This window comes from Amycolatopsis sp. DSM 110486 (assembly GCF_019468465.1).
Classification (GTDB): domain Bacteria; phylum Actinomycetota; class Actinomycetes; order Mycobacteriales; family Pseudonocardiaceae; genus Amycolatopsis.
In genome coordinates, this window is sequence record NZ_CP080519.1 from 2,640,254 (window position 1) to 2,660,129 (window position 19,876).

Sequence of the window (19,876 nt, forward strand, 5' to 3'; positions counted from 1 at the left end):
CGCATTCTTGACGATCGTATGTCAGACGACATATCCTTGCTCTCGTGCGGATATCGGTTCTCGGCGGCGGCCCGGCGGGCCTGTACTTCGCCGCCCTCGCGAAGCAGCTCGGGCCAGGCCACGAGATCACGGTGTGGGAACGCAACGCGCCGGACGACACCTTCGGGTTCGGCGTGGTGTTCTCCGACGAGACGCTCGGCGGCATCGAGACCGCCGACGCGCAGGTCCACGAGGCCATGAGCCGCGAGTTCGCGCGCTGGGACGACATCGACGTGCACTATCGCGGCGAGGTCCACACGTCCGGCGGCCACGGGTTCGCCGCGATGAGCCGCAAGCGCCTGCTCGCGATCCTGCAGGAACGCTGCCGCGAGCTGGGCGTCGACCTGCGCTTCCGCACCGAGGCCCCCGACCCGGAGCAGCTCTCGCGCGACTACGACCTCGTGATCGCCTCCGACGGCGTCAACTCGGGCGTGCGCCGGCGGTTCGCGGACTCGTTCCGCCCGACCCTCGAGTCGCGCCGCTGCCGCTACATCTGGCTCGGCACCGACCTCGTCTTCGACGCCTTCAAGTTCCATGTGCTCGAGACGCCCCACGGGATCATGCAGATCCACGGCTACCCCTACGGCCGCGACGGCAGCACGTTCATCCTCGAGCTGCACGAGGACGTGTGGCAGCAGGCGTTCGCGCCGATCGCCGCCACCGACCTCGGGCCGGGCGAGAGCGACGAGAAGTCCATCGAGCTGATCCGCGAGCTGTGCGCCGACGTCCTCGGCGACCACCACGTGCTGGCCAACAACTCGAAGTGGAACACCTTCGGCACCGTCCGCTGCGAAAGCTGGGTGCACGACAACGTGGTGCTGCTCGGCGACGCCGCCCACACCGCCCACTTCTCCATCGGCTCCGGCACGAAGCTGGCGATGGAGGACGCGCTGGCGCTGGTGGCGTGCCTGCACGAGCAGGACACCGTGCCCGACGCGCTGGCGGCGTACGAGGCCGAGCGCAAGCCGGTCGTCGAGTCGACGCAGCGCGCGGCGCAGGCGAGCCTGGAGTGGTTCGAGAACCTCGCGCAGTACACGCACCAGGAGCCGGAGCAGTTCGCGTTCAACCTGCTCACGCGCAGCCGCCGCGTCACCTACGACAACCTGAAGCTGCGCGACCCGGAGTTCGCCACGGAGCTCGACGAGTGGTTCGCGCGCTCGCTGGGCACGACACCCGCGCCGCCGATGTTCCAGCCCGTGAAGATCGGTGAGCTGGAGCTGCCCAACCGCGTGATCGTGTCGCCGATGGACATGTACGTGGCCGTCGACGGGGTGCCCGGCGAGTTCCACCTCGTGCACCTGGGCGGCAAGGCGCTCGGCGGCGCCGGCCTGGTGATGACGGAGATGATCTGCGTGTCGCCCGAGGCGCGGATCACGCCGGGCTGCCCCGGGCTGTACAACGACGAGCAGGAGCAGGCCTGGAAACGCATCGTCGACTTCGTGCACGGCAGCACGCCGGCGAAGATCGGCCTGCAGCTGGGCCATTCCGGGCGCAAGGGCTCGACGAAGCTCATGTGGGAGGGCATGGACGACCCGTTGCCGGACGGCAACTGGGAGGTCTGCGGACCGTCGCCGTTGCCGTACCGGCCGGACAGCCAGACGCCGCGTGAGCTGAGCGTCGAGGAGCTGGCGGAGATCCGTGAGCAGTTCGTGGCTTCGGCGCGCTCGGCGGCGCGGGCCGGGTTCGACCTGCTGGAGCTGCACTGTGCACACGGGTATCTGCTGTCGTCGTTCATCTCGCCGCTCACGAACCAGCGGACCGACGAGTACGGCGGCTCGCTGGAGAACCGGCTGCGGTACCCCCTCGAGGTGTTCGACGCGGTGCGCGAGGTGTGGCCGGCCGAGCGGCCGATGACGGTCCGCATCTCGGCCAGCGACTGGTACGACGGCGGGATCGAGGCCGACGAGGCCGTCGCCATCGCGACGGCGTTCGCCGAGCACGGGGCCGCCGCGGTCGACGTGTCGACCGGGCAGGTGGTGAGCGAGGAGAAGCCGAAGTTCGGCCGCAGCTACCAGACGCCGTACGCCGACCGGATCCGCAACGAGGTGGGGCTCAAGTACGGCACGGCCGTGATCGCCGTCGGCGCGATCTCCTCGTACGACGACATGAACGCGCTCATCCTCGCCGGCCGCGCCGACCTGTGCGCACTCGGGCGCACGCACCTCTACGATCCACAGTGGACGTTGCACGCGGCGGCGGAGCAGGACTACGTGATGCCGTGGCCGAAGCCGTGGGCGGCCGGGAAGCGCCGGCCGCAAACAGGGCGCACCGACGGGCCGGAGCCACGGCTGGAACTCGTACGCACCGGTGGGCACCAGACCGCGCACGCCCGCTGGCGACCGGAAAGGGATCGATGAACGCCTTCGCACTGACGCCGGAACAGCAGGCTTTCACAGCGTCCGTTCGCACCATCGCCACGGAACAGCTGCGACCGCTCGCCGAGGCCGGCGAAGAAGGCGCGGTGAACCGGCCGCTGCTCAAGGCGATGGGCTCGCACGGTCTGCTGGCGCGGCTGTTCCCCGGCGTCTCGGCGGGTAACCCGACGCGCCAGGCCGCGGCGTTCGACCTGTGCCTGCTGCGCGAAGCGCTGGCGACCGTGAACACCGAGGCCGAGACGGCGCTCGCGTTGCAGGGACTGGGAAGCTACCCCGTGCTGCAGTCCGGAAAGGACGAACAGGTCGCGCGCTGGCTGCCGGCCGTAGCAGCGGGCGACGCGGTGGCGGCGTTCGCGCTGACCGAGCCCGACGCCGGTTCCGACGCGGCCGCCCTGCAGCTGGCGGCCGAGCCCGACGGCGACGGCTGGCGGCTCACCGGACAGAAGATGTGGATCTCCAACGCACCCGAGGCCGACTTCTACACCGTCTTCGCGCGCACGACGCCGGACGCCGGCTCGCGGGGTGTGAGCGCGTTCGTCGTGCCGGGCGACCGCGCGGGCCTGTCCGGTGAGCACCTCGACCTGGTCAGCCCGCACCCGATCGGCACGCTGGAGTTCGACGGCGTGCGCGTGCACCGCGACGAGCTGCTGGGCGAGGAGAACCGCGGCTTCGCCGTCGCGATGCGGACGCTGGACCTGTTCCGGCCGAGCGTCGGGGCGTTCGCGGTGGGGATGGCGCAGGCCGCTCTAGACGCGACCGTGGAGTACACGGGCTCACGCATTGCTTTCGGTGGGCCGCTGGCGAAGCAGCAGACCGTGGCGCACACGCTCGCGGAGATGGCGACGCGGACGGAGGCGGCGCGGCTGTTGGTCTACGCCGCGGCTTCCGCGTACGACGCGGGCGAGACCGGCCTGGCCGGTCGGGCGGCGATGGCGAAGCTTTTCGCGACGGAGTCGGCGCAGTACGTCGTGGATTCCGCAGTGCAGCTGCACGGCGCGCGGGCGCTGCGGCGGGGGCACCTGCTGGAGCACCTCTACCGGGAGGTCCGGGCGCCGCGGATCTACGAAGGCGCGTCGGAGATCCAGCGGACGATCATCGCGCGGTCGCTGCGCTCCTGAAGTTTCCGCTCAGCGCGATATCCGTGCTCCTGTTCCGGGGCGGCCGGTAGTTTTGGCGACATGTCGAGGATCGCGGTCACCATCACCACTCCGGACGGCCTCTGCACGGCCACACTGCACACGCCGCTGAGCGCCGGCCCCGCGGTGATCCTGTACGCCGACGCGGCCGGGGTTCGCGAGACGTTCGCCGAGATGGCGGACCGGCTCTGCGCGCTCGGCTACGCCGTCCTCCTGCCGGACGGCTACTACCGCACGCCATACGCGCCATTCGACGTCACCACGGTGTTCAGCGTGCCCTCGGAACGCGAGCGGCTGACGCAACTCGCGCGGAGCGTGACGGCGGAGATGGCGGTGCGCGACACGGGCGCGTACCTCGACTTCCTGTCCGGGCGCAGCGAAGTCGCAGGCTCGCTGGTGGGGACGACCGGGTACTGCATGGGAGGGCGGTTTTCGCTGTGGGCCGCCGCGCGTTTTCCGTCGCGCGTCGCGGCCGCCGCTTCGTTCCACGGCGGCAACCTCGCCGCCGACGATCCCGACAGCCCCCACCTGCTGGCCGACCGGATCCGCGCGTCCGTGCTGGTCGCGGCGGCGCAGGACGACAGTGCGTTCCCTCCTGAGCAGTTCGAGCGGCTGCGTGGGGCGTTCGTCGGCGAGGGTGTTCGGCACACTCTGGAGACGTATCCCGCCAAGCACGGGTTCGCGGTGCCGGACAACGACACGTACGACAGTGCCGCGGCGGAACGTCACTGGACCGCGCTGGCCGGGCTGTACGCGGAGAATTTGCCGCGCTAGGGGCGGAAAAGCGGACCGGCGTCCTTGGCGGTGGGCTGCGTTCCGACGAGCCGGACGGTCACCGGCAGGAGCGCGGCCTGCGCCAGCCGGGTGCGCGTCGTCCTCACCGGCGTTCCTGGTCGGGTAGAGCAGGCCGAGTCGCATGGGCCGAGGCTAGGCGGCGACGGCCTTCTTCGGCTTGCGCTCCAGCCACAGCTGGGCGCCGACCAGCGCGACCGTCCAGCTCACCCACGCGGCGATGGCCGCGACGGACTGCATGAACGCGACCTCGCTGCCGCCGAACGTGGTGGCCATCTGGGGTTCCAGGATGATGATCGCGATCGGCGAGATGAGCCGGTTGAGGATGATCGACATGGTCAGCGCGAAGCTGCGGATCATCCAGCGGCGGTGGTCACCGAAGCGACGGTCGCGGGCGGCGCGGTAGCCGGCCCAGGTGCAGCCGATCCAGATGACCGCGAGCATGACGTCACTGGCTCGCGTGGCGGGGCCGAAGGGGCTGGCCGCGCCGATCGTCAGGGCCATCACGCCCGAGGGCAGCACGCCGCCGAAGACGTAGGCGCGGCCGGCGTAGCGGTGCACCACCGGGAAGCGGCGGCGGATCCACGGCCAGATCTGGACGACCGCGCAGATCATCGCGATCGAGCCGAACACCACGTGGCCCACGAGGAACCAGTAGTGCGCGCCGAACCCGGCCGGGGCCGGGACGCGCGACTGCGCCGGGTCGAGCGCGAGGTAGGGCGGCAGCGAGTACGCCAGGAAGGCCACCACGACCAGCCCCAGAACCCCGATCCACGGGCGGCGCTTCTTCGTCGTGCGCGGCTGCTGCGCCGGCACCCGCGGTGGTCGCAGATCCGTCCCCGCCGTCATGGCCACTCTCCCTCGATCGTCACCTGATGCTCTACGAACGTAGGTCCGGCGGGGGTGGCTCAACCATGGTGCGCGCTGGCGTCGGCGGGGTGGGGACAGCCTTACCCTCGGCCGGGTGATCTTCGGACTTGCCTTGACGCGCAGGGCAACGTTTAGCGTCTCCGCCATCCACTCGAGCGGAGGCACGATGCAGTTCGCGGTCAGCTACAACCCGGCGTTCCACGGGCTCGGGGGCCTCGTGGCCTTCGCGCGCCACGCGGAGACGTGCGGCTTCGAGGGCCTCCTCCTGCCGGAACACCTGGCCTCGCGCCCGGGCGTCAAGCTCGGCGGGTGGGAGATCCCGCCGACGCTGCCCTACGCCGACCCGCTCGAATGCCTCGCGCACGTCGCCGCGGTCACCGACCGGCTGCTGCTCGGGACCGGGGTGCTGCTGCTGCCGTACCACCAGCCGGTCGCGCTGGCCAAACGCCTGGCCACGCTCGATGTCCTGTCCGGCGGCCGACTGCGGCTGGTGACAGTCGGCGTTGGCGCGCTGCCACACGAGGCTTCGGCGGCCGGGGTGGACTACCGGACGCGAGGCCGTCGTGCGGACGAGGCGCTCGACGTTCTCCGTCTACTGTGGACGGGCGGCCCCGAAGGCGTGGGCCATCACGGCGAATTCGTCGAGTTCGACGACCTCTGCAGCTACCCCAAACCGGTCGGCACCATCCCGATTCGCGTGGGCGGGTCCAGCCACGCCGCCGCGCGCCGGGCCGGGTTGCGCGGTGACGGCTGGTTCCCGGGCGGCTCGCTCACCCCTGACGACCGCGTCGCCTTGTTCGACCTGGTCCGTGCGACCGCAGAGAAGGCAGGCCGCCGCACACCGGACTACACGCGCTGGGGCTCGACCGAGCTCACGTCAGAGGGCATCGACGCGCTGGCCGCCGAAGGCGTGACCCGCGTGGTCGTCTCGGCCGGGAGCGCCGATCCGCAGGAACGGCTCGACGAGCTGTCCGCGTTCGCCGAACGGTTCGCCCTTCACGCGTAACTGGCGTGGGCGGCGATCACCCGCCAGCCGTCCGACGTGCGCAGCCACGTGCGGGTGTAGCGCATCCGCGCGGTGAACGGCTCACCGCCGAGCGAACCCGACAGACGGCCGAGAAACCACGTGACGCCGGTCGTCCCTTCCGAGAACACCCGCAGGTCTTCCTCCACGAGCTCGGTCAGGACCTCGCTGCCGCTGCGGTGACCAGCCAGGTCGTCGGCCTTCGAAGCGACCGAGCCGAACGTGAAGATCAGGCGGTCGTCCAGGAGTTCGTCGAGCGCACCGACATCACCGGCCAGCTGCGCGGCCTGGAGGCGGTGTTCGGCGTCGAGCAAGGTCGGGTCCACGGGGCGGCTCCTTCATCGGGCGGGAGAACGCCATCGTGGCTTGGAAACCTGCCGCGCGAAGGGAAGTTCGCGCAGAGCCGAAGTCGTTCAGCCCCCAACCGCGGCGAAGGGCACCTCGACGAGAATCGAGGTGCCCTTCTCTTCACCCCCGGGGTGAGTCAGGAACCGCGGACCCGCCGCACCGTGTCGCGGTAGAACAGGCCGCTCTGCTTGATCGTGCGCACCTGCGTTTCGTAGTCGACGCGCACGAGGCCGAAGCGCTTGGCATAGCCGTACGCCCACTCGAAGTTGTCCAGCAGAGACCACGCGAAGTAGCCCCGGATGTCCGCGCCTTCCAAACGTGCGGCAGCCACCGCGGCCAGGTGCGAAGCCAGGTAGGCCGTGCGGCCCTCGTCGCGGACGAAACCGTCGGCGTCGGGCGCGTCGTCGAACGCGGAGCCGTTTTCGGTGATGTACAGGGGCAAACCGGGGTAGTCGCGGCCGAGGCGGGTGAGCAGCTCGGTGAACTTGCCCGGCAGGATCTCCCAGCCCATGGCCGTGGTCGGCTCGCCGAACGGCACCGCGCGCTGCACCGGGAAGCCGTCCTCGCCGACGGTGCGGCCCTGCTCGTCGATGCCGGAGTACTGCTGGCCGAAGTAGTAGTTCACGCCCAGGAAGTCCAGCGGGGTCGAGATGACCGCGAGGTCACCGTCCTCAATGGGCAGTGAAGAACCGCGAACCGCCAGGTCCGCAACAACATCCGCCGGGTACTCACCGCGCACCAAGGGATCGAGGTAGACCCGCACGCCCATGCCGTCGGCGTTGCGCGCGGCCTCGCGGTCGAGCTCGCTGCCGGACGCGGCGTCGGACGTGCCCATGTTGAGCGTGATGCCGAACTGCGTACCCTCGGGTGCGGCCTCGCGCATGCGCTGCGTGGCCAGGCCGTGCCCGAGCAGCAGGTGGTGGATGGCCTTCATGCCGGCCGCGAAGTCGCGCCGGCCCGGGGCCATCACGCCGTGCACGTAGCCGTGCATCGCGGAGCACCACGGCTCGTTGAGCGTCGTCCAGTGGCGCACGCGGTCGGAAAGCCGGTCGAACACCAGCATCGAGTAGTCGGCGAAGCGGTACGCGGTATCGCGCGCCGGCCAGCCGCCCGCGTCTTCGAGCTCCTGCGGCAGGTCCCAGTGGTACAGCGTGAGCCACGGCGCGAGGTCCTTGGCCAGCAGCTCGTCCACGAGCCGGTCGTAGAACCCGAGACCGGCCTCGTTGACCGGGCCCTTGCCGTGCGGCTGCACGCGCGGCCACGCGACGGAGAAGCGGTAGGTGTCGGCGCCGAGCTCCTTGACGAGCCCCACGTCCTCCGGCATGCGGTGGTAGTGGTCGCACGCGACGTCGCCGTTGTCGTTGTTGTCGATCGCCCACGGGACCTGGCAAAAGGTGTCCCAGATGGACGGTGTGCGCCCGTCTTCGGCCACCGCGCCCTCGATCTGGTACGCGGCCGTCGCCACGCCCCACCGGAAGTCCGGCGGCAGCGAGTCGATCAGCGCCTGCTGCTCGCGGGTCGCAGCGTCGGTGGTCTCGGTCAAGGGGTCTCCTTATCTACGACTTGACGGCGGCGACGGGGTCGGCCGGGTGCAGCCAGCACGCCACGGTGCGCGCGGAATCGTCACGATCGGCAGGCACGCCGAGCACTGGCACCTCGGTGGTGCAGCGGTCGAACGCGTGCGGGCACCGCGGTGAGAACGCGCACCCGACCGGCAGCGACCGCGGGTCGGGCGGCGAACCGGGGATGCCGGTGAGCTCACGACGCGGCCCGCGCAGCGCGGGGAACGAGTGCAGCAGACCGTCGCTGTACGGGTGCAGCGAATCGCGGTACAGGTCCACTCCGCGGGCCTGCTCCACGATCCGGCCGCCGTACATGATCGCGATGCGGTCGGAGAACTCCACCAGCAGCGACAGGTCGTGGGTGATGAACAGGACCGAGAAGCCCAGCCGCTCACGCAGTTCCACGAGTTGCGCCAGGATCTGGCGCTGCATCACCACGTCGAGCGCCGTGGTGGGCTCGTCCATGATCACCACACGCGGCTCCAGCGCCAGCGCCATCGCGATCATCACGCGCTGGCGCATGCCGCCGGAAAGCTGGTGCGGGTACGCGTCGAGCCGGTCGGCCGCGATGCCCACCAGGCGCAGCAGCTCACGGGCCCGGGCGAGCCGGGCCGCCTTGGTGCTGCGCGGATCGTGGGCCTTGATCACGTCCATCAGCTGCACCGACACCTTGTGCACCGGGTTGAGCGAGTTCATCGCGCCCTGGAACACAATGGACGTTTCGGCCCAGCGGAAGTCGCGCAACTGCTTGGGAGTCAGCTTCAGCACGTCGTACGGCTCGCCGTCACCGGGGTGGTAGACCACGCTGCCGCCGCGGATCACCCCCGGCGGCGGGAGCAGCCGGGTCAGGCCGTAGGCCAAAGTGGATTTTCCGCTGCCGCTTTCGCCGGCCAGACCGAGCACCTCGCCGCGGTGCAGCGTCAGGTGCACGTCCTGCACCGCGTGCACGGCGTCGGCGCCGAGGCCGTAGTCGACGTCCAGGCCCTTGATCTCGAGTACGGGTTCGATCATTGTTTCTCCCGGCCGAGCACAGGCGTGAAGCCGACACGCAGGCGCACCGTCTTGCCCTCGGCGTTCTTCGCCTTGGTCTTGCCGCTCGACCGAAGCCGCGGGCTCACGAACTCGTCGATGCCGAAGTTCAGCAGCGACAATGCGGTGCCGAGGATCGCGATCGCGAGCCCCGCCGGCACGAACCACCACCACGCGCCCTGCGCCAGCGCTTGCTGGCTCTGTGCCCAGAACAGGATCGTGCCCCAGTTCCACTCCGAGAAGCTCGAGACGCCGACGAACGCCAGCGTGATCTCGGACATCACCGCGAACACCACCGTGCCCACGAAGCTCGACGCGATCACCGCGGTGAGGTTCGGCAGGATCTCGAAGAAGATGATCCGCCACGTTGACTCGCCGCTCGCGCGGGAAGCCTCGACGTATTCGCGACGGCGCAAGGAAAGCGTCTGCGCTCGCAGGATCCGCGCGCCCCAAGCCCACGAGGTGAGGCCGATGATCACGGCCACCAGGTAGTCGCCGCCGCTGGGCAGCGCCGTGCCGATGATGATGATCAGCGGCAGCGCCGGGATCACGAGGAACACATTGGACAATGCCGACAGGCCTTCACCCGGCGTCCCGCCGAGATACCCGGACGTGACACCGACGATCACGGCGAGGATCGTCGCCACGATGCCGGCCGTGAGCCCCACGAGCATCACGCTGCGCGTGCCCACGATGACCTGGCTGAAGATGTCCTGACCGAGGTGCGTGGTGCCGAACCAGTGTTTGCCCGAAGGAGATTCGAGCAGGTCGTTGCTGCGCGCGGACGGGTCGAACGGCGCGATCCACGGCCCGATGATCGCGATGACCACGAAGAAGGCCAGCACCACGAGCCCGGTGATCGTCTTGCCGCCGGTCAGGAACCGGAAGCGACGGCGTTTGGCCGCGGGCCCGGCGATCGCGTCGGCCGGGAGCGGCTCGGGCGCGGCGGCCTTGAGGTCGGCTACGGGAAGTGCCACGGCTCAGCCCTCCTTCCGGGTGCGCGGGTCGAGCACGAGGTAGGCGACGTCGGCGAGGAGATTCGCCACCAGCACCGAGAGCGTGATGATGAGGAAGATGCCCTGCATCAACGGGTAGTCCTGCGAACCGACGGCCTGGAACAGCTCGTAGCCGACGCCGGGGTAGGAGAACACGATCTCCACCAGCAGCGTGCCGCCCACGATGAAACCCAGCGCCAGCGCGAAACCCGACACGCTCGGCAGCAGCGCGTTGCGGGCGGCGTAGCTCACCATCACGCGGCGTTCCTTGAGGCCCTTGGCGTGCGCGACGGTGATGTAGTCCTCCGACGCGACGGTGACCATCATGTTGCGCATGCCGAGGATCCAGCTGCCCATGGAGCTGATGAGGATCGTGATCGCCGGCAGCAGGCTGTGCTGGATCGCGCTGCCGATGAAGTCGCCGCCCCACCCGGGCACCAGGCCCGGGTCGTAGCCGCCGGACGCCGGGAAGAAGCTGCCCGGGCCGGCCAGCAGCGTGATCGCGATCAGACCGAGCCAGAAGTACGGGATGGACGACAGGAACGTGGTGACGGGCAGCAGACCGTCCACCCAGGACCCGCGCCGCCAGCCGGCGACGACGCCGAGGCCGGTGCCGATCAGGAAGCCCACCACCGTGGTGAACCCGACGAGGATGATCGTCCACGGCAGACTGTCGCCGATCACCTCGGACACGGGCGAGGGGAAGAAGGTGAACGACAGCCCGAGGTCGCCGCGGAAGAGCTGTGCCCAGTAGTGGAAGTACTGGGTGATCAGGCTTTCGTTCTTGTCGAGTCCGAACAGGACGTACAGCGACTGGATCGCGTCCGCGCTGAGCGTGCCCTGGTTCTTCGTGATGAGCGACTGCACCGGGTCACCCGGGATCAGCCGCGGGATGAAGAAGTTGATCGTGACGGCGGCCCACGCGGTGAACAGGTAGAAGCCGAGCCGTTGGAGCAGGTACCTCACGGGCGCACCGCCGAGTCGTACAGCCAGCACGCGGCCCAGTGGCCGGGGGCGTCGTCCACCTCGAACCGCGGCGGGAGGTCGGTTTTGCAGCGTTCCATCGCCACGGGACACCGCGGGTGGAACCGGCAGCCCGACGGCGGCGCGATCAGGCTCGGCGGCTCGCCGGAACCCTTCTCCTTCGGCGCTTCACCCGGTGCGGCTTCCGTGCCCGGGTCGAGCCGGTCGGGGTCGGGTGCGGATTCGATCAGCAGCCGCGTGTACGGGTGGGCAGGCTGCTGCGTCACGGTCTCGGAGTCGCCGCCCTCGACCATGCGCCCGGCGTACATCACCAGCGTCTCGTCGGCGAAGTAGCGCGCCGACGCGATGTCGTGCGTGATGTAGAGGATCGCGAGATGCAGGCGTTCCTTCAGGTCCCGCAACAGGTTCAGCACGCCGAGGCGGATGGAGACGTCCAACATGGACACCGGCTCGTCGGCCAGCAGTGCCTCGGGGTCGGCGCCGAGCGCCCGCGCGATCGCGACGCGCTGGCGCTGGCCGCCGGAAAGCTCGTGGGGGAACTTGTCGACGTAGCGCTCCGGCGGGGTCAGCTGCACCCGCGTGAGCAGCTCGAACAGCGCCTGCTCCAGGTCGGCGCCCGCACGGTCGTGGATTTTCAACGCCCGCGTGAGGTGGTAGCGCACGGTGTGCACGGGGTTCAGCGACGCGAACGGGTCCTGGAAGATCATCTGGACCTTGCGGCAGTAAGCCCGGAAAGCCCTGCCGCCCTTCACGGTCGTGGACTTGCCGTGCAGCCGGATGTCGCCGCTCGTGCGCGGGTAGAGCTGGGCGAGCAGCCGCGCCACGGTCGACTTGCCCGAGCCGGACTCGCCCACCAGCGCGGTCACGCGGCCGCGTCGCAGCACCACGTCGACGTCGTCGACGGCCTGGACGCTGCGGCGCCCCTTCGTGAGCACCTCGCGCCCGCGCTTGCGCACGGGGAAGTGCTTGGTCAGCCCGGAGGCCTCGAGCACGATCGTGTCCGAGGCCCCGGTTTCGATCTCGCCGGCCGGGGAGGCCACCCCCGCCTCGAGCGAGGCGGAGGTGGCTTCCCGGGTGGCCACTGCGTTGTCCTCGGCCATAGATCAGGCCGCGGGCTTCAGGTGCATGACGATGTCCAGCGCGTTGCGCAGGGTCGGCTGCGCGGGGCCGTACGGGTTGGCTTCGTCGGGCCAGCCCGTCCAGTTCTTCGTGCTGTACTCGCCGCCGGAGTTGGCCGCCATGAGCGGAACCATCGGCTGCTGGTCGATCATGATCTGCTGCAACGTGTTCATCGCGGTGGCGCGGCTCGCGTCGTCGGCGGCGTTGGCGTAGGTCTCGAGTGCCTGGGTCGCCTGGTCGTTCTTGAAGCGGCCGTAGTTGCCGTTGATGCCGCCCTGGCCGGTCGGCTTGTAGCGGTTGCCGTCCATCACGTCGCGGTACAGGTCATACGGCGTGGCACCGTCGTTGGTCCAGTGCAGCAGACCCTCGAAGTCACCCGTGTCGACGGACTTCGTCCACGCGTCCTGGTTCATCTTCTCGACCGTGGCGGTGATGCCGATCTGCGACAGGTTGTCCTTGATGATCTCGAGGTCGGTGATGTAGTCCGACCAGCCCGAGGGCACCGTGAGCTTGAGGGTCACCGGCTTGCCGCTCGGGTCCACGAGCTGGTTGCCGTTGTAGGAGAAGCCCGCGCCGGTGAGCAGCGACTTGGCGCCCGGCACGTCGACCTTCACGGTCTGGCCCTTGTACTGCGACGCGATGAACGAGTCGCCCGCCGGCGTCGGGATGCCGGTGACCTGGTCGTTCTTCGGGTAGAAGTAGCCGGCCTCGCCCTGGTTGAAGATGTCGTCGCGGTTGATGACCTTGTTGATCGCCTGGCGCAGCTTCGCGTTGTTCCACGGCGCCTTCTCGGTGTTGAACCACAGGCCGTGCACCGCGAGCTGGGCCGGGAACCACAGCTTGTAGTGCTGCGGGTCCTTGTTGACGTAGACGGTCTTGTAGTTCGGGATGAAGACGAAGCTCCACTCGGCCGCACCGCTGGTGAGAGCGGCGACCTGCGCGTTGTTGTCGTTGTAGGAGGTGTAACGGATCTCCTTGACCGCCGGCGCCTGCTGCCAATAGCCGGTGCGCTGGCTCACGGTGATCGTCTGCGGGGTGAACGACTTCAGCGTGAACGGGCCGGTGCCCACCGGGTTCTTCACGGTGTCGGTGGACGGGTCCTTGATCTGTGACCAGATGTGCTTGGGCACCACGATCGTCTGCAGGATCTTGACCTGGTTCACGAACTGCGAGGTGTCGAAGCCCAGGGTGACCTGGTTTCCGCTCGCGGTGATGTCCTTATAGGGCACCGAGTCGATGTTCAGCGCCTTGTTGTCGCGCAGCAGCTGGAACGTGTAGGCCACGTCGTCGCCGGTCATCGGCGTGCCGTCGGAGAACCTGACTCCGTCGCGGATGGTCAGGACCAGCTTCTTGTAGTTGTCCGACCAGTCCCACTTCGTGGCCAGCCACGGCTTGCCGGCTTCCTGCGGCTTCACGCGGTTGAGCATCACGAGGGGCTCGTAGATCACGTAGCGGTACCCGAGCGACGCAGCCGCCGAGGTCTCCAGGAACGGGTTGTTGTTTTCGGCCTGCGGGCCGTTCGGCATGCCGACGTTCAGCACGGCCGCGGCGTTGCCGCCGCCACCCGCACTGCTCGAGCCGCCGCCACAAGCGGCGAGCACCGCGGCTGCCACCACGGCGACGAGCGCTGCGACGACGGAGCGCTTCACTCGCATTCGTCCTCCTAGGTCCTGGTGCTGCGGATTCCGCCCGCGCTCGGAGAGCTCGGTCCGGCCGCGCGACAGGAGGGAGTCAACCCGGGTGACTCGGGTCACGTCAATAACACGGCGGTAACATTTTGTGCCTAAGTTTAAGTACTGAAAGAAAGGCTCACGCTCGGTGTCCGCCTGTCGATCTCCTTGCGGGGCAAGGAGATTCAGCCGGCTGAACGCCCGCCCGACGCCAGCAGCGCCGCGATCGGCAACGTCGCCGCACCCAGCGCGACGGCCTCCGGGCCCAGCTCCCCGAGCTCGACCACGGTCGCCTCGGCGAGGTACCCGAGCGCGTGCCGGGCGGCGGCGTCGCGGACGTGCGGCAGGATCGCCGGGCCCATGATCGCTCCCGCCGAGCCTGCCAGCACAACCCGGTCGGGCGCCAGGAGGTTGATCAGATTGGCGATACCGATGCCCAGGTATTCACCCGTCGCGGCGAGTGTTTCGGCAGCTGGACCAGACCTTTCGGCCAGCGCGACGAGCCGGGCGAGCCGGCTCTCGCTGTCCGCGCCGGGCAGCGGCTGGGCGCCCGGGGTCTCGGCGTAGTGGCGGACCACGGCCTCGGTACCGACGTACGCCTCCAGGCACCCGCGCGAGCCGCAGCGGCAGGCGGCGCCCGCGGCCTGCACCACGGTGTGGCCCCACTCACTGGTCGTGATGCCGGGAAAAGACCCACCGTCGGTGACGAAAGCGGCACCGACGCCCACGCCGAGCAGCGCGATCACGGCGCGGTCGGCACCGCGGCCCGCGCCGAGCCACATTTCGGCCTGGCCGAGCGTGCGGGCGCGGTTGTCGAGGTGCAGCGGCGCGTCGGCGAACTGTGCGTGAGCGCGCAGCAGGTCGGCGAAGGCGACGCCGGCCCAGCCGAGCGTGGGGGCGTGCACGATGCCGCCGTCACGCACCGCGCCGGGCACGCCGACGCCCACGCCGAGCACACGAGACGCACCGGCCGAAAGCACCTCGGCGACGCCGGCCCGCGCGAGCTCCACCACTTCCGCCGGGTCGGGGTTGCTGCCCGCGAGCGGGTGCTGCACGGTCGCGAGAGTCCCCAGCGCGCAGTCGAAGAGCCCGGCGCGCACGTGGGTCTCGCCGACGTCGACGCCCACGACCTGCCCGTACTCGGGCCGGACGCGCGGCAGCGTGCGTGGCCTGCCACCATCGGACTCGACGGAACCGGCCTCGGCCACCACACCGTCGCCGATGAGCTCCGCGACCACGTTCGTCACGGTCGCGGGACTGAGCCCGGACTCGGCGACGAGTTCGAGCCGGCTGACCGGCCCCCTCAGGTAGAGCGACGACAGGAGCGCCGCGCGGTTGTGCCGCCTCAGATCACGGGTTGTCTGCCGGAGCACCCTCGTCACCTGGGGGATTCTGCCAGACGTCCATATGTTCGGGACTTAGTTCACTAGTTAATACATGGCCACAACTTACGGTGATCAGGCATCCTGGTGCCGGGAGAGTTCGAGGCCAGATGGGTGTCACATGGCGACCAAGCGCACGACCGTCCGAGATCTGCGGCGGCACAACCGTTCCCTGCTGCTGTCGAAACTGTACTTCGACGGCCCGCTGTCGCGGCACGAACTGAGCCAGCTCACCGGCCTTTCGGCGGCAACGGTCAGCAACGTGACCGCCGAGCTCGGCGAAGAGCGGCTCATCACCGAGGCCGGCCTGGTCGAATCCGACGGCGGACGGCCGCGCGTGCTGCTGCGCGTGGACCCGGCGTACGGCTACGTCGCGGGCGTCGACATCGGTGAGACGGGCGTGCGCGTGGAGCTGTTCGACCTCGCGATGCAGCGGCTGGCCACGGTCGAACACGAGCTGTCACCGGCGCGTACCGAACCGGCCACGGTCGTCGCGGCCGTCGTCTCCGGGTTGCGCGAGGTGATCGCGTCCGCCGGGGCCGAGGAGTCGGCCGTGATCGGCGTGGGCGTCGGTGTGCCCGGCACGGTCGAGCAGGGCGAACGCGTGCTGGTGCACGCGCCCACCGTCGGCTGGGATTCCGTCGCGCTGGCCGACGACCTGCGCGCGGCCGGCATCGAGCTGCCCGTGTTCGTCGACAACGGCGCCAAAACCCAGGGCCAGGCCGAGATGTGGTTCGGCGCCGGGCGCGGCGCGCGCCACGCGGTGATCGTGCTCATCGGCTCGGGCGTCGGCGCGGCCGTGATCGCCGACGGCGCCACCTACCGCGGCTCCACCAGCAGCGCCGGCGAGTGGGGCCACACCACCATCGTCTACGGCGGGCAGGCCTGCCGCTGCGGTTCGCACGGCTGCCTCGAGGCCTACATCGGCGCCGAGGCCGTGCTCGCGCGTTACCGCCGCGCCCGCGGCAAGCCCGTGCCCGGCGAGACCGAGCAGGACCAGTTCGCCGCTCTCCTCGCGTCGGCCGACCGCTCGAAGTCGGCCCAGAAGGTGCTCGAGGAGACGGCCGGCTACCTCGGCGCCGGCATCGCGAACCTGATCAACCTGTTCAACCCCGAGCGCATCGTCGTCGGCGGCTGGGCCGGCCTCGCCCTCGGCGAGCGCCTGCTGCCGCTGATCCGCTCCACCGCGTCGGCCCACGCGCTGAGCCACCCGTTCGGCGAGACCACGATCCAGCTCGGGTACCTCGGTCTCGACGCCGTCGCGACGGGCGCCGCCACCCTGCCCGTCGCCGACCTGCTGGAACAGGGCGCCGATCCACGGCTTCTGGTCAAGCCGGCCCCCGTGATCCGCTCGGGCGCCGGCGCGGCCTAGGACCCCGCTGTCACCCAGCGAACACTTCCGAGAACCCCAGGTGACCGGCCGGTGATCACTGTCCGCGCCTCCGTCGATCACCTGGGCGGTAACCGGCGGCCCTTAATTCGGGTTGAAAAAATTCTCACATCCGCCATTGCCGCAGTGGTACGGACCATGCATACTGCTTTTACTTTGTTGCCAGGCACAACAAAGTAGTCCGATTAGTCCGACCCCTGCCGCCGCCCGCCTGCGGTCCACCTCCGGAGTGGACACGAAGCGCTCGGCCGAGAACCGCACGGTCCCCCGCCGTGCCCTCCTCCGCCCCACCGCGTTTTCGTGCTGCGCGTGAAAGCGCGGTCCCCTCCGCAAGAAGAGGTGACAATGATGTCCATCTCACGTTCTCTGAGACGTTCCCGCTGGGCCGGGCTCTTCGCGGCCGCTTCACTGCTGGCCGTCGGAGTGCAGGCGACGCCCGCCGTCTTCGCGCCCACAGAAGCCGCGGCGGCGACCAGCTTCACCGACGACTTCAACGGGTCCGCAGGCAGCCCCGCCGACGGTTCGAAGTGGAACTATGAAACCGGCGACAACGTCAACAACCACGAGCGCCAGTACTACACGTCCGGCACGAACAACGCCGCACTCGACGGCCAGGGCCACCTCGTGATCACGGCCAAGCGCGAGAACCCGGGCAACTACAACTGCTGGTACGGCCGCTGCGAGTACACGTCCGCGCGCCTCAACACCTCCGGCAAGTTCAGCCAGGCCTACGGCCACTTCGAGACCCGCATGAAGCTCCCTCGCGGCCAGGGCATGTGGCCCGCGTTCTGGATGCTCGGCGGCGGCAACTGGCCGACCGACGGCGAGATCGACGTGATGGAGAACGTCGGCTTCGAGCCCAACACCGTGCACGGCACCATCCACGGCCCCGGCTACTCGGGCGCGGGCGGCATCGGCGCCGGCTACAGCGGCCCCAACTTCTCCGACGACTTCCACACCTACGCCGTGGACTGGTCACCCAACAAGATCGTCTGGACGGTCGACGGCAACGTCTACCAGACCCGCACGCCGGCCGACCTCAACGGCAACCGCTGGGTCTACGACCACAACTTCTTCATCATCATGAACCTCGCCGTGGGCGGCTACTGGCCGGGCGACCCCAACGGCAGCACGCAGTTCCCGCAGCAGCTGGTCGTCGACTACGTGCACGTGACCACGAGCACCGGCGGCGGCACCACGCCGCCGAGCGGGCGCACCGGCACGATCACCGGCATCGGCGGCAAGTGCGTCGACGTCGCGGGCGCCAGCAGCGCCAACAGCACACCGATCCAGATCACCGACTGCAACGGCAACGCCGCGCAGAACTGGACCGTCGGCAGCGACGGCACCCTGCGGGCGCTGGGCAAGTGCATGGACGTCACCGCCGCCGGCACGAACGACGGCACTCCCGTGCAGCTCTACGACTGCAACGGTTCCGGCGCCCAGCAGTGGGTGGTCACCGCGGCGCACGACATCGTGAACCCGGCCGCGAACAAGTGCCTCGACGCCACGGGCAACAGCTCGGCCAACGGCACCCGCCTGCAGATCTGGACCTGCACGGGCACGGCCAACCAGAAGTGGACCGCACCCTGATCCACTGACACCGGCGATACGCGTTGCGCCACAACGAGTTCCCGGTGCTTTGAAAGCCGCCGCGCGGGGCTGCTCGCCTCCTCTCCCTCCTCCGGCAGCCTCGCGCGGTGTTCCACTCGGGTCCCCACCGGCTCCCCCGTTCGCCCGGGTGACGTGATCCCGACCGGATCGCGTCACCCGGAGCCCCGGATCCCCACCGGCCCGCCTCCACCCGAGGCACCGCCGGGGCTTCCGCGAACGCGCTCGGTCCGCCCGTTCCCCACTGGCCTGGTCCCCACCGGGCTTTTCTCCCCTCCCCAAAACCGCCCGACGACAGCCCCCGCCCTCCCAAGGGGGGCGTCCCCATCCCATTCTACCGGCGAGGTCTGACAAGAAGTGGCCAAGCGGTCACACAGGGTCAAGTTATCCACAACTCGCCTCGCCTGTGGACAACCGAAATCTCCCTTCCCCCCAAGGAGAACCCCACCGTGCGGCGATTCCTCGTCGCGTTGGCAGGCTGTTTCCTGCTGACGCTTTCCTTCCTGTCCGCAACCTCAGCCTCAGCGGCACCGGCGGCACCGGCGACACCGGCGGCTCCCGCTGCACTCGCCGCCGCGCCCACCGCGGCCCAGCTGCTCGCGAAGACCAACTCGTGCCAGCAGATCTCCAACGGCAAGTACAGCTACGACGAAGGCGGCGCGGCCACCGTGCCCGTCTGTCAGTCCAGTGGTGCGGTGTTCTTCAAGGCCGACATGGACATCGACTGCGACGGCCAGCGGACGACGCAGTGCAACGAGAACACCGACTGCTGCTTCTACCCGGACACGGCCTTCCACACGTCCACCGACCAGCCGTTGAACGCGGCGCAGCTGCCCTACATCGTGCTGCCGCAGCCAACGTCCACTTGGGACTACCGCCAGTACGGGATCGACGGTGGCTCGGTGGTCGCCGTCATCTACAACAACAAAGTCACCTACGCGGTCGTCGGTGACACCGGCCCGACGAGCATCATCGGCGAGGCCTCCTACGCCACGGCCGTGAGCCTCGGCATCGACCCCGACCCGAGCACCGGCGGCACCGAGGGCCCGGTCACCTACGTCGTGTTCCCGAACACGCACGTGAACCCGATCGAGAACCACAACACTGCGGTGAGCGTCGGCGAGTCGTCGGCGAGCACCTGGGTCGGCGGCGGCCAGACCGACCCGCCGACGGGCGGCGCCGGCCAGATCACCGGCCTCGGCGGCAAGTGCGTGGACATCGCGGCGGCCAACAGCGCCAATGGGACCGCCGTGCAGCTGTATGACTGCAACGGCACCACCGCACAGCAGTGGACCGTCGGCTCCGACGGCACGATCCGCGCGCTCGGCAAGTGCCTCGACGCCGCCGGCACCGCAAACGGCACCAAGGCCCAGATCTGGGACTGCACCGGCGGCGCGGTCCAGCGCTGGAGCCGGAACTCGACCGGCAACCTCGTGAACGCCGCCTCCGGCAAGTGCCTCGACGCCACGGACAACAGCTCCGCCAACGGCACCCGCCTGCAGATCTGGACCTGCGCCGCCACCGCCAACCAGAAGTGGACGGTGTCGTAG

General features: G+C 69.6%; 16 protein-coding genes. 7 read left to right on the forward strand and 9 right to left on the reverse strand.

All coding sequences use genetic code 11. The annotated features are described in order from the left end of the window. Positions 1–44 precede the first annotated feature (44 nt). The 3 genes from K1T34_RS12930 to K1T34_RS12940 are packed head-to-tail and all read left to right on the forward strand — an operon-like array spanning position 45 to position 4,324. A complete protein-coding gene (locus K1T34_RS12930; RefSeq protein ID WP_220244511.1) occupies positions 45–2,396 on the forward strand; it encodes a bifunctional salicylyl-CoA 5-hydroxylase/oxidoreductase in 2,352 nt (783 codons plus the stop codon). After that, the gene (locus K1T34_RS12935; RefSeq protein WP_220244512.1) at positions 2,393–3,532 is read left to right on the forward strand and encodes an acyl-CoA dehydrogenase family protein; all 1,140 of its coding nucleotides are present in this window, start codon (positions 2,393–2,395) and stop codon (positions 3,530–3,532) included. Before K1T34_RS12930 ends, K1T34_RS12935 begins: the two co-directional genes overlap by 4 nt. A 60-nt stretch (positions 3,533–3,592) precedes the next feature. Beyond that, positions 3,593–4,324, forward strand: a complete 732-nt coding sequence (locus K1T34_RS12940; RefSeq protein ID WP_220244513.1) for a dienelactone hydrolase family protein — start codon at positions 3,593–3,595, stop codon at positions 4,322–4,324. Between the two features lie 153 nt (positions 4,325–4,477). On the opposite strand, the gene K1T34_RS12945 is transcribed toward K1T34_RS12940, so the two are convergent. Continuing rightward, complete coding sequence (locus K1T34_RS12945) at positions 4,478–5,191, reverse strand: DUF2306 domain-containing protein (RefSeq protein WP_220244514.1); 714 nt, start codon at positions 5,189–5,191, stop codon at positions 4,478–4,480. Between the two features lie 187 nt (positions 5,192–5,378). Between K1T34_RS12945 and K1T34_RS12950 the strand changes: the two genes are divergently transcribed. Next, positions 5,379–6,218 carry a TIGR03619 family F420-dependent LLM class oxidoreductase gene (locus K1T34_RS12950; protein WP_220244515.1) on the forward strand — a complete coding sequence of 280 codons (840 nt, stop codon included), beginning with the start codon at positions 5,379–5,381 and terminating at the stop codon, positions 6,216–6,218. Here the strand turns inward: K1T34_RS12950 and K1T34_RS12955 are convergent. The 8 genes from K1T34_RS12955 to K1T34_RS12990 all read right to left on the reverse strand — a co-directional run bounded on the left by K1T34_RS12955 (position 6,209) and on the right by K1T34_RS12990 (position 15,325). Next, positions 6,209–6,562, reverse strand: coding sequence for a nuclear transport factor 2 family protein (locus K1T34_RS12955; protein WP_220244516.1), 354 nt, complete (start codon positions 6,560–6,562; stop codon positions 6,209–6,211). The two genes, K1T34_RS12950 and K1T34_RS12955, sit on opposite strands and share 10 nt — an antisense overlap. A gap of 158 nt (positions 6,563–6,720) precedes the next feature. Then, complete coding sequence (locus tag K1T34_RS12960; protein WP_220244517.1) at positions 6,721–8,127, reverse strand: GH1 family beta-glucosidase; 1,407 nt, start codon at positions 8,125–8,127, stop codon at positions 6,721–6,723. A gap of 13 nt (positions 8,128–8,140) precedes the next feature. Next, positions 8,141–9,157 (reverse strand): ABC transporter ATP-binding protein, encoded by a 1,017-nt coding sequence (locus K1T34_RS12965; RefSeq protein WP_255638477.1) that lies wholly within the window; start codon positions 9,155–9,157, stop codon positions 8,141–8,143. After that, positions 9,154–10,152 carry an ABC transporter permease gene (locus tag K1T34_RS12970; RefSeq protein WP_220244518.1) on the reverse strand — a complete coding sequence of 333 codons (999 nt, stop codon included), beginning with the start codon at positions 10,150–10,152 and terminating at the stop codon, positions 9,154–9,156. The genes K1T34_RS12965 and K1T34_RS12970 overlap by 4 nt, the downstream gene beginning before the upstream one ends. A 3-nt stretch (positions 10,153–10,155) precedes the next feature. Next, a complete protein-coding gene (locus tag K1T34_RS12975) occupies positions 10,156–11,136 on the reverse strand; it encodes an ABC transporter permease (RefSeq protein ID WP_220244519.1) in 981 nt (326 codons plus the stop codon). Beyond that, entirely contained in the window at positions 11,133–12,149 is a 1,017-nt protein-coding gene (locus K1T34_RS12980; protein WP_370643818.1) for an ABC transporter ATP-binding protein, read from the reverse strand. The genes K1T34_RS12975 and K1T34_RS12980 overlap by 4 nt, the downstream gene beginning before the upstream one ends. A 108-nt stretch (positions 12,150–12,257) precedes the next feature. Next, a complete protein-coding gene (locus K1T34_RS12985) occupies positions 12,258–13,928 on the reverse strand; it encodes an ABC transporter substrate-binding protein (protein WP_255638479.1) in 1,671 nt (556 codons plus the stop codon). Between the two features lie 200 nt (positions 13,929–14,128). Continuing rightward, positions 14,129–15,325, reverse strand: a complete 1,197-nt coding sequence (locus tag K1T34_RS12990; protein ID WP_220244521.1) for an ROK family transcriptional regulator — start codon at positions 15,323–15,325, stop codon at positions 14,129–14,131. A 121-nt stretch (positions 15,326–15,446) separates the two neighbouring features. Between K1T34_RS12990 and K1T34_RS12995 the strand changes: the two genes are divergently transcribed. The 3 genes from K1T34_RS12995 (at position 15,447) to K1T34_RS54685 (ending at position 19,876) form a co-directional block, all read left to right on the forward strand. Beyond that, entirely contained in the window at positions 15,447–16,697 is a 1,251-nt protein-coding gene (locus K1T34_RS12995; RefSeq protein ID WP_220244522.1) for an ROK family transcriptional regulator, read from the forward strand. A 366-nt stretch (positions 16,698–17,063) separates the two neighbouring features. Beyond that, positions 17,064–18,308 (forward strand): glycoside hydrolase family 16 protein, encoded by a 1,245-nt coding sequence (locus K1T34_RS13000; protein ID WP_220244523.1) that lies wholly within the window; start codon positions 17,064–17,066, stop codon positions 18,306–18,308. Positions 18,309–18,775: 467 nt separating this feature from the next. Beyond that, positions 18,776–19,876, forward strand: a complete 1,101-nt coding sequence (locus K1T34_RS54685) for a ricin-type beta-trefoil lectin domain protein (RefSeq protein ID WP_370643690.1) — start codon at positions 18,776–18,778, stop codon at positions 19,874–19,876.

Coding starts and splice junctions, on each gene's coding strand:
- K1T34_RS12935 (WP_220244512.1), top strand. CDS start 2,393: ATGAACGCCTTCGCACTGACGCCGGAACAGCAGGCTTTCACAGCGTCC.
- K1T34_RS12940 (WP_220244513.1), top strand. CDS start 3,593: ATGTCGAGGATCGCGGTCACCATCACCACTCCGGACGGCCTCTGCACG.
- K1T34_RS12945 (WP_220244514.1), bottom strand. CDS start 5,191: ATGACGGCGGGGACGGATCTGCGACCACCGCGGGTGCCGGCGCAGCAG.
- K1T34_RS12950 (WP_220244515.1), top strand. CDS start 5,379: ATGCAGTTCGCGGTCAGCTACAACCCGGCGTTCCACGGGCTCGGGGGC.
- K1T34_RS12965 (WP_255638477.1), bottom strand. CDS start 9,157: ATGATCGAACCCGTACTCGAGATCAAGGGCCTGGACGTCGACTACGGC.
- K1T34_RS12985 (WP_255638479.1), bottom strand. CDS start 13,928: ATGCGAGTGAAGCGCTCCGTCGTCGCAGCGCTCGTCGCCGTGGTGGCA.
- K1T34_RS12995 (WP_220244522.1), top strand. CDS start 15,447: ATGGCGACCAAGCGCACGACCGTCCGAGATCTGCGGCGGCACAACCGT.
- K1T34_RS13000 (WP_220244523.1), top strand. CDS start 17,064: ATGTCCATCTCACGTTCTCTGAGACGTTCCCGCTGGGCCGGGCTCTTC.